Annotated in this window: 8 protein-coding genes and 1 pseudogene; 6 read left to right on the top strand and 3 right to left on the bottom strand. The window is 62.7% G+C overall.

Annotated elements, in window-relative coordinates:
• Positions 1-110 precede the first annotated feature (110 nt).
• The 6 genes and pseudogenes from CAK78_RS18905 to hdfR form a co-directional block, all read left to right on the top strand.
• A pseudogene (locus CAK78_RS18905) lies at positions 111-971 on the top strand (proprotein convertase P-domain-containing protein); the annotation flags it as partial.
• A gap of 58 nt (positions 972-1029) precedes the next feature.
• Positions 1030-2403 carry an Lcl C-terminal domain-containing protein gene (locus CAK78_RS18900; protein ID WP_094698301.1) on the top strand — a complete coding sequence of 458 codons (1374 nt, stop codon included), beginning with the start codon at positions 1030-1032 and terminating at the stop codon, positions 2401-2403.
• Positions 2400-2957, top strand: coding sequence for an Lcl C-terminal domain-containing protein (locus CAK78_RS18895; protein ID WP_005299575.1), 558 nt, complete (start codon positions 2400-2402; stop codon positions 2955-2957). The genes CAK78_RS18900 and CAK78_RS18895 overlap by 4 nt, the downstream gene beginning before the upstream one ends.
• A gap of 230 nt (positions 2958-3187) precedes the next feature.
• Positions 3188-3670 carry a serine protease inhibitor ecotin gene (gene eco, locus CAK78_RS18890; RefSeq protein WP_005299572.1) on the top strand — a complete coding sequence of 161 codons (483 nt, stop codon included), beginning with the start codon at positions 3188-3190 and terminating at the stop codon, positions 3668-3670.
• A gap of 302 nt (positions 3671-3972) precedes the next feature.
• Positions 3973-4329, top strand: a complete 357-nt coding sequence (locus CAK78_RS18885; RefSeq protein WP_010634377.1) for a DUF413 domain-containing protein — start codon at positions 3973-3975, stop codon at positions 4327-4329.
• Positions 4329-5204 (top strand): HTH-type transcriptional regulator HdfR, encoded by an 876-nt coding sequence (hdfR, locus tag CAK78_RS18880; RefSeq protein WP_094698300.1) that lies wholly within the window; start codon positions 4329-4331, stop codon positions 5202-5204. Before CAK78_RS18885 ends, hdfR begins: the two co-directional genes overlap by 1 nt.
• A 64-nt stretch (positions 5205-5268) precedes the next feature.
• Here hdfR and tyrA read toward each other — a convergent pair whose 3' ends face one another.
• The 3 genes from tyrA to glpQ all read right to left on the bottom strand — a co-directional run bounded on the left by tyrA (position 5269) and on the right by glpQ (position 9000).
• Positions 5269-6408, bottom strand: coding sequence for a bifunctional chorismate mutase/prephenate dehydrogenase (gene tyrA, locus CAK78_RS18875; protein WP_094698299.1), 1140 nt, complete (start codon positions 6406-6408; stop codon positions 5269-5271).
• Positions 6409-6526: 118 nt separating this feature from the next.
• Entirely contained in the window at positions 6527-7600 is a 1074-nt protein-coding gene (locus CAK78_RS18870) for a 3-deoxy-7-phosphoheptulonate synthase (RefSeq protein WP_042008081.1), read from the bottom strand.
• Positions 7601-7920: 320 nt separating this feature from the next.
• Positions 7921-9000: a glycerophosphodiester phosphodiesterase gene (gene glpQ / locus CAK78_RS18865; protein WP_017781730.1), complete on the bottom strand. Its 1080-nt coding sequence runs from the start codon at positions 8998-9000 to the stop codon at positions 7921-7923.
• Positions 9001-9081 lie beyond the last annotated feature (81 nt).

Raw genomic sequence — 9081 nt, 5'->3', positions numbered from 1 at the left:
CCGCCAGTACATTGAGCAGCAGCAGACGCCACACTGACCGCCGCAAAGGACGCCTACGGCGTCCGCGCTATCCTTCCCCGGCCTGAAGGCCGAGGCTTGCCGCGCACTCGGTCAATGTGGGCCTGGGTGAGGGTAGCGTCATCGAGCTGGGGCAGCGCCAGTCGGTGCAACTGACCCTTACCAACCAGGGCAAGGCGCCGGTGACCCTGAACGAGCTGGCCCTCCAGCTGCCAACCGGGCTGCAGGCCGACCCTTACAGCTGGCAACCGGCGACCCTCGCGGCGGGTGCCAGCATGACCACCACCCTGCGCCTGCTGGCCCAGAGCCCGCTCGCCTGTGGCGACGAGGTGGCGCTGCCGGTCAGCCTCGCCATGAGCGGCACCAGCCCGACCGAGCGCCAGTGGCAACAGTCGCTGACCCTGCCCATCGGCGCCCCCATCGTCAGCCGTGCCAACGGCCACCCGCTGACCTTGAGCGATGCCATCAGCGACGAGGTGCGTGGCCTCAGCGAAACCAGCCTGCTGATAGAGAGCAGCGAGGCCAGGGTGAGCGACCGGTTGCAGCTGAACCTGGATCTGCAACACCCGGCGCTCGATGAGCTGGAGATCTGGCTCAACTCCCCCTCCGGCACCCGCATCCAGATCTGGGACAAGGGCTACAGCCCGCTGCCGCGCCTCAAGGGGGTGTTCCCCACCGAGCTGCTGCCCCTGCAGCCCTTCAGCGCGCTGGAAGGGGAACCGCTGGCCGGTCGCTGGACCCTGGAGATAGTGGACAGCAAGCCCGGCAATCGGGGCCGCATCAACGGCTGGAGCATCAGCCAGCGCACCGGCGCCCAGTGCAGCAAGCCGGTCACCCCGCCCGATGACGGCATCATCCACTTCCAGGTGGACGACGGTAGCGGCGGCGGGGCAGCCAACCTGCTCTGGTTGCTGCCGCTGGCACTCTGGCGCCGCCTGCGCCAGCGCACCTGAATCCACCCCATCCATATATAAGAAGAGGGGGCCAAGGCCCCCTCCCCAAGGACTAGAGATGACACCACATTACTCCCGCCTGGCCTGCCTGCTGGCCCCCCTGCTCACCGCCTGTGGCGGTGGCGGCTCGGACGAGGCGCCGCTGGCGGTCCCCGACTACAGCCTGACCGTGACCCTGCCCGAAGCCGGCACCCTGTGCGTCAACCTCAACCAGAATGCATCTTGTGATGCGGGGGAGCCCAGTGTCAGCGGCGCGGCCGGCACTCACCGGCTGAGCGGCAGCGCCCCGGCCCTGTTGACCAGCACCTTGCTGTTCTTGCCGGGCAATCCGGCCGCCCCCGTGCTGCTGCACCCCGCCGCCCGGCTCGATGATCTGCACCTCACCCCCAGCCCGCTCAGCACCCTGCTGCAATACCGCATCGCCGAGGGGCAGCCCCCGAGGCAAGCCCTCGATCAGCTGTTGAGTGCGCTGGCGCCACTGCAACCAGGTCAGGATCTGGCCGCCCTCTCCCGGCTGAGCGACTTCAACCTGGCGCTGGGCCAGTTGCTGCAGGCGGTCGTCGAGACCGATCTACAGGCGCAGGAGGGCTTCTCGACCGCCACCCTGCATATGCTGGTGTGGCCTGCCATCGGCAGCCTGCTGCCCGAGCTGGCCAGCCACTTTGCCCTGCATGGCGAGCTGGCCAGCCAGCAGGCAGACGTCCGCGCCCGGCTGTTGCAACAGCACTCCCATCCACTGATCACCGGCAGCGGCGTCACCACCTACACGGACGGGGTCGACTACCTGCTCACCCAGGAACCCGCCGACCACCCTGGGCAGGAGGCCAGCCTCAACAAGGCGCCACTGCGCTATCGCAAGCTCGACGGTCAGGGTCGGCCGTTGGCCGATGACGCCCCCGCCTGGGAGTGCGTGGAGGATCTCAATACCGGCCTGGTCTGGGAGAAGAAGCTCGATGATCCCGCCAGCCCGCGGGATCTGCACCGCACCTTCGCCTGGGAGCTTGACGACTATCGCCCCACCCAGCAGGAGCTGGACTACGCCTGCCCGGATGGCGAGGCCATCTGCACCACGGAGCAGTACCGCCAGTGGCTCAACGCCCAGCAGCTGTGCGGCATCACTCACTGGCGCATGCCCCACTCGCGCGAGCTGATGAGCCTGCAGCACTACGGCTCCCTCGCCCGCCAGGACGGCCAGCCGGTGAGCATGGACGTGCGCTACTTCCCCGATGTCGGCACCACCAGCAAGGATTTCAGCGGCTACTACTGGAGCCAGACCCTGACCCCTTCGCGCCGGCTGGAGAGCGCCCCCATCAGCGCCATCGCCCACATCTTCCTTGGCGACGACGCCGGCACCGACTACGCCACCACAGTTCAAAACAGCGATGATGCCAACGGTCTGCAACTGCGACTGGTGGCGGAGGTAACCCGATGAACCGCTTGATGTTGACCCTGCTGCTGACCCTTGGCAGCCCCCTCGCCCTGGCCACCGCCATCTGTGATGACAACATGCCCAGAACCAGCCCCACCGCCCGCTTCATCGACCGCGGCAACGGCACCGTCACGGATCGCTCCACCGGCCTGACCTGGATGCGCTGCCAGCTCGGCCAGACCTGGCGCAACCAGAGCTGCCAAGGCGAGCCAACCCGGCTTTACTGGCAGCAGGCCCTGCTGACCGCCGAGCGGATCCGCACCGAGCCGAGCCATGCGCTGTACAACTTCGGCGGCCACGGCGGCTGGCGCCTGCCCACCATCAAGGAGCTGGCCAGCGTGCTGGAGTCCGCCTGCTACAAACCGGCGCTCAACGAAACCATCTTCCCCCGCGCCATGGCCGGTGACGGCAAAGAGGTGAACGACGGCTACGTCTACCTCTGGTCCTCCACCCCGGTACCGGCCAGCAAGGGGGTCGCCTATCTGGATATCACCAGCGGCGCCGTCGGCATGCGAGCCCCCGGCGCCTGGGCCAAGCAGGTGCTGCTGGTGCGCTGATGGAGTCGGGTGGCCAGGGGATCCCGATGAACACAGGATCCTGGCTGGCCACCCGCGTTTGCAGCCCGGCCTGTCGCTCGGCGGATCTGCGCCCTGTCAGAAAATAGCCAGAACACGTCATTGTGTGCCGGATCTGCATCATTTTACGCAGTTTTTACGTAGCAGATCGCTGGCATGAAACGGGCAGAGCGGTTAGTCTAGCGGCGTTGAACCAACCCCATGAGGTACAGATGAAAACCGTATTGCGTTTTAGCCTGCTGGGCGCCTTGTTGCTGGGCGGCCATGCCTTCGCCGCCGAACCGAAAAAATTTGATATCAGCATGTTCCCGGCCGCCGAAGTGAACCAGGAACGTGTGGTGATCCGCCTGCCGGAAGTCGAAAACGAAGCCGACATGATGGTCGAGCTGCAGGTCGGCAAGAAAATGATGGTCGATTGCAATGTGCCGCGCTTTGCCGGCAACCTGGAACAGCACAGCGTCAAAGGCTGGGGCTACAACTACCTGATGCTCGGCAAGGTGTCCGATCCCATCAGCACCCTGATGGCCTGCCCGGATGGCCAGAAGAAAGAGACCTTCGTCCAGATCTACGGTCAGGGCTTCTTTGTGAACTACAACTCCAAGCTGCCGTTCGTGCTCTACGTACCGCAGGAGTATGAAGTGCGCTACCGTCTGTGGCGTGCCGATACCCTGGCTCAGCCAGCCATGATCGAGTGAGTCTCTACCGAGACCAAACCTCCCGCTTTGGTTCATGAATGACATCAAATAGAGCGCCGAATGGCGCTTTATTTGTAACAAATTGTGCTGTTTCCCACCCCGCCAACCTTTACAGAACCTGACATAACTCCGCTTTTTTTCTCACTTTTTTGCCCTTTTCAGCCGACCCGGGCCCATGGATCCGCGGCAAATCACTTTCGATGAAAGAGATTTATCAATATAGTGAAAAAATTGATTTTGCACTCTGCGACGGCCTGATGATACTTGCCCGCAAAGGTCAAACTAACCAGAAAAAGAGCACTATGAGCTTCGAATCAGACAAGCGTTTCAACGACTTCAAACATTTTCCCCGTGGCCTGCGTCGCAGTGGCGAATTCACTGTGGCCGAAGCGGACAGTCTGGAAAAATACGGTACCGCCATGCTGGCGCTCTATCAGGGCAACCTGGCCGCGCGCGATGACGTGGAAAGCGCCTTCATCGAGCAGGTCAAGTCCGGCGCCGCCGGCAACAACCCCCACGCCAAGGTGTGGTTCAAGTATCTGAAGGTGATCGGTCCCAAGCGCGTGCACCGTCTGTGCACCGTCGCCGGCGGTGCCAACGAGGAAGCGAGTGGCGGCGGTTTTGAAGGTGGCAGCGGTAGCGACGAGTCCATCGATTAATGGATACCGAACTGCTTCGGACCTTTATCGAGGTCAGCAAGACCCGGCACTTCGGCCGGGCTGCTGAAAATCTCTACCTGACCCAGTCGGCGGTGAGCTTTCGGATCCGCCAGCTCGAACAGCAGCTCGGGGTCAGTCTATTTGCCCGCCATCGCAACAACATCCGCCTGACCGCCTCCGGTGAACGTCTGCTGCCCTACGCAGACGCCATCTTGCATACCCTGGGCCGCGCCAAGCAGGATGTGGCCCTCTCCCCCGGTTTCAGCCAGCAGCTCGCCATCGGCGCCCCCGCCGTGTTCTGGGAGCTCGACTTCAATGACTGGCTCAACCATGTCTATGCCCTGGCCCCCGGTCTTGCGGTGCGGCTCGAGACCGCCTCCCGCGAGCACCTGTGCCGCCAACTGCTGGAGCGCTCCCTTGACCTCGCTCTGCTCTCCGAGCCGACCAAGATCGACGAGATTGCCCTGAACCCCATCGGTGAGCTGGTGTTCGAGCTGGTGAGCCGGGATGGCGCGGCCAACGCCGACAGCCTGATGCAGATGCCGCACATTCATCTGGATTGGGGCACCAGCTTTGAGCCGCAGCCCAGCCGGCTGCAGAGCCTGCAAAAGACCCCGGTGCTGCACTCAAGCTCCGCCAACATGGCGCTGCAGTTCGTGCTGGCCAACGGCGGCGCAGCTTACCTGCCAAGGCGCATGGTAAGCCCCTTCCTGGAGCAGGGGCGTCTGCACTTGGTGGAAGGCGCCCAGGCCTTGAGCCGTCCGCTCTACCTTGCCTATCTGGAAAAGTCCGATCGGCGGGAGCTGATCGATCAGCTGCTCACCCTGCCGCTGGGTTGGGATGGCGCCGATCTGCGCTTGCCGCAACCGGAATAGAGGCGGCGCAGCACACGCTAGAATGCAAAAGGGGCCGACAGGCCCCTTTTGCATTTGGTCATCGTCAGCCGTGATGGCGACGATCGTTGGCCTGGGCCAACAGGGTGCGGCTTTCGCGCAGGAACTCGTCCGCCCGCTCGCCAAAGAAGCCCGAAACCTGGCTGAAGGCCTCGATGAAACCCTCCCTGTCTCCCCGCTCCAGCAGGCCCAGCGCCTCGCCGAAGTTCTGGTAGTAGCGGCGGATCATCGCCAGATTCTGCGGCGACGACAGTATGATGTCGGCGTAGAGGTGGGGATCTTGGGCGAACAGCCGTCCCACCATGGCCAGCTCCAGCCGGTAGATGGGGGAGCTCAAGGCCAGCAGGCGGTCGAGGTTGGCCTGCTCGCGGGAGAGGTGCCAGCCATAGGCGAAGGTGGCAAAGTGGCGCAGCGCCTGGATAAAGGTCATCGCCTCGTCGTGGGCCCTGGCCTCCACCTGCTGCAAACGCGCGCCCCAGATGGTCATCTGCTCCAGCAGCCACTGGCTGGCATCGTTGTCACGCCCCTGACAGCAGACGATCACCTGCTTGGCGAGGCTCGCCACGTCCGGCCCGAACATGGGATGCAGCCCCAGCACCGGCCCCTTGTGCACCGCCAGCATATGCTCGAGCGGTTCGCCCTTGACGCTGGTCACATCCACCAGCAGGCAGTTCTCGGGCAGGTTGCCGAGCCAGTCGATCACCTGGCAGGTGACGTCGATGGGCACCGCCACCATTACCAGCCCGGCGCCCTGCAGGATCTCGTCGGCGCGGGGCCAGTCGGCCTGACCCAGGGTCTCGACCCGGTAGCCCGAGAGGCTGAACAGGTTGCCAAACAGGCGGCCGAGCTGCCCCTGACCACCGATGATCACCACCTTGCCAAGGTCCGGCTTCATGCATTTGAAGTGGTGCTCCTTGTCGCTGGCAGATTCCAGGATATAGGACTCGCGCATCACCCGGCGCAGCACATCTTCGATGAGATCTCCCGGCACTCCCAGTGCCTCGGCCTCGGCGCGGCGGCGGGCCAGCATGCTCGCCTCCCGATCCGGTGCATAGATGGGCAGGCCGTGCCGGCTCTTCACTTCCCCCACTTCCCCCACCAGGGCGAGACGGGCGGCCAGCAGATCAATCAGCTGCTTGTCCACCGCGTCGATTTTGTCCCTGAGGGCATTCAACTCTTCAGCCATATCCGGTCCCTGCGGCGCCGCCCGCAGCGACGCCCTGTGATTCAAGAGGCAACGAGGTGCCACCGCCTCGGCCGGTGACACCTCGATTGTTCAGTCAGTGCTGACAAGATACCACGGCTTATGCCTTGGTTCTGGCCAAAAGTGGTGCCGCCAGCTGGCTGTGGCAGCGGGCCAGCAGTGCGTCCGTGGTCTCCCAGTCGATGCAGGCATCGGTGATGGAGACGCCGTAGCGCATCTCGCACTTGGGTTGTTCGCTGGACTGGTTGCCCTCGAACAGGTTGGATTCGAGCATTACCCCTATGATGGAGCGGTTGCCCTCCTCGATCTGGTGGATCACGTTGTCGGCCACCTTGGGCTGCAGGCGGTGATCCTTGCTGGAGTTGCCGTGGCTGCAATCCACCACCAGGCCGGGCAGCAGGCCCGCCTTCTCCAGCGCCTCTTCCGCCAGCGACACATTGACCGAATCGTAGTTCGGGTGCTTGCCGCCGCGCAGGATCACGTGACCATCCGGGTTGCCCTGGGTCTGCAGCAGCGCGACCTGGCCCTGCTGGTTGATCCCCATGAAGGCATGGGGGCTGGAGGCGGCCTGCAGCGCATTGATGGCGGTGCCCAGGTTGCCGTCGGTGCCGTTCTTGAAGCCGACCGGCATGGAGAGGCCGGACGCCATCTCCCTGTGGGTCTGGGATTCGGTGGTGCGGGCACCGATGGCCGACCAGGAGAAGAGCTCCGCCAGGTATTGCGGGCTGATGGGGTCGAGCGCCTCGGTGGCCAGCGGCAGCTCCAGCTCGGCCAGCCAGCAGAGCAGCTCGCGGGCCCGGTGCAGCCCCAGCTCCACGTCGAAGGTGCCATCCAGGTTCGGGTCGTTGATAAAGCCCTTCCAACCGACCGTGGTGCGTGGCTTCTCAAAGTAGACCCGCATGACAATGTAGAGAGAGTCCTGATAGGCGTCATGCAGCGCTTTGAGTCTGGTTGCGTACTCTTTGGCGGCGTCCATGTCGTGGATGGAGCAGGGACCACAGATCACCAGCAAGCGGTGATCGCGACGGTGGATGATGTCGGCAATGGTATTGCGGGCCCCTTGCACGAATGCCAGCGCGCGATCGGAGATGGGCAATTTCTCCTTGAGCTGGGCAGGCGTGATCATCACTTGTTCGGACTGGATATGGATGTTGTTCAGGGGATCTCTTTGCATTTTCTCATTCTCTCTACTGTTTCAAGCCAACTGCGCCGACCGTTCATTTTTATTTACACGAGTCAGCACTTTGTTACGCAACCGCCCCCACCTTACCAATTAAAAACAAACAATCAAGTGAAACTAGCGGAATTATTCGCTGATAGATGGATAAATGACCACAAAAGAGACCCTTTCGGCCAGAAAGTAGTATTCATTACATGTTCAAGACACTAAAATCGTAAAGATATAATTACACCCTTGCTGATTTCCCCTTGCCAGCAGACATAAAAAAGCGGGGCACCTGGCCCCGCTTGCATTCCCGTGTTGCTCTTCTTTTATTATTTGCCGTGCGCCTTGATCACCTCGACCGCCTTGTCGGGGAAGTCGCTGAACACGCCATCCACATCGGCCTGATAGAGGAAGATGTTGAGCAGATCGGTGAAGTCTTTCGCGTAGGCCGGGATCTGGCCCTCATCCTGACGGAAGGTATAGGGATGCACCTTGAGGCCGGCCGCATGGGCCTCTTTCACCATGCCGGTGAAGGTCGGCTTGCCCAGGGTACCCGGCTCCGGCACTATCATCGGCTTCCAGGGGCCGATCCCCTCGGCGTAAGCGGCGATCTCCTTCATGGCGCCCGGCTTGAACATCCAGTCATAGTTGTAGGGGGTCGCCTTGCCCTTGGCGTCGTAGACCATGGTCTCGTTCCAGTCGGTCTCGGCCATCAGCTGCACCAGCTTCAAGTCCATCCCCATGGCAGGCATCAGCTCGCTGTTGATGCGCTTGAGCTCGTTGGTATCGAAACACTGCAGATAGACCTTGTCGTTCTTGCTGGTGTAGCCGTACTCCTTCAGCACCTTGAGCACCGCCTTGGAGATGTCCTTGCCTTCGTGGCGGAACAGCCAGGGAGCCTTGATCTCCGGGTAGATGCCGATGTTCTTGCCGGTGCTCTTGTTGAGCCCCTGGATCATCTCGATCTCTTCCTGGAAGGTGTGGATCTTGAAGCTGGACTTCCAGAGCGGGAAGCGGGCCGGATAGACGGGCACCTGCTTGCCGTCCACCAGCTGGAACGGCTCGGTCATGCGCAGGGAGCGCACCTCGTCCAGGGTGAAATCCACCACATAGTAGCGACCATCCGGGCGGGCCCGGCCGGGGAAGCGTTCGGCCACATCGGTGATGCCATCGAGGAAGTGATCGTGCATCACCACCAGCTGGTCATCCTTGGTCATCACCAGATCCTGCTCCAGATAGTCGGCCCCCATGCCATAGGCCAATGCCTTGGACTCCAGGGTGTGCTCGGGCAGGTAGCCGGAGGCGCCCCGGTGGGCGATCACGATTTTGCCTTCATCGGCGGCCAGTGCGGGCAATGCCAGGGCGGCCCCCAGACCAAGGGCAATCAGGGAGCGAGTATGTTTTTTCATGCGCGGTGCTCTTTGTTATTGTTTATGGGATGTAGGTTATTGTTATAACAGAGGTTTATTGCAGTTTTACGGCGGGCGGCC

Origin of the sequence: Aeromonas sp. A35_P (assembly GCF_002259925.1) — a bacterium.
Lineage (GTDB): Bacteria > Pseudomonadota > Gammaproteobacteria > Enterobacterales > Aeromonadaceae > Aeromonas > Aeromonas dhakensis.
The sequence above is the reverse complement of the archived record's forward strand: the minus strand, read 5'-3'. Positions and strand labels throughout refer to the sequence as shown.

Excerpts from the sequence above, each read along its gene's own strand:
- CAK78_RS18900 (WP_094698301.1), top strand. The coding sequence starts at position 1,030 with ATGACACCACATTACTCCCGCCTGGCCTGCCTGCTGGCCCCCCTGCTC.
- CAK78_RS18895 (WP_005299575.1), top strand. The coding sequence starts at position 2,400 with ATGAACCGCTTGATGTTGACCCTGCTGCTGACCCTTGGCAGCCCCCTC.
- eco (WP_005299572.1), top strand. The coding sequence starts at position 3,188 with ATGAAAACCGTATTGCGTTTTAGCCTGCTGGGCGCCTTGTTGCTGGGC.
- CAK78_RS18885 (WP_010634377.1), top strand. The coding sequence starts at position 3,973 with ATGAGCTTCGAATCAGACAAGCGTTTCAACGACTTCAAACATTTTCCC.
- hdfR (WP_094698300.1), top strand. The coding sequence starts at position 4,329 with ATGGATACCGAACTGCTTCGGACCTTTATCGAGGTCAGCAAGACCCGG.
- tyrA (WP_094698299.1), bottom strand. The coding sequence starts at position 6,408 with ATGGCTGAAGAGTTGAATGCCCTCAGGGACAAAATCGACGCGGTGGAC.
- CAK78_RS18870 (WP_042008081.1), bottom strand. The coding sequence starts at position 7,600 with ATGCAAAGAGATCCCCTGAACAACATCCATATCCAGTCCGAACAAGTG.
- glpQ (WP_017781730.1), bottom strand. The coding sequence starts at position 9,000 with ATGAAAAAACATACTCGCTCCCTGATTGCCCTTGGTCTGGGGGCCGCC.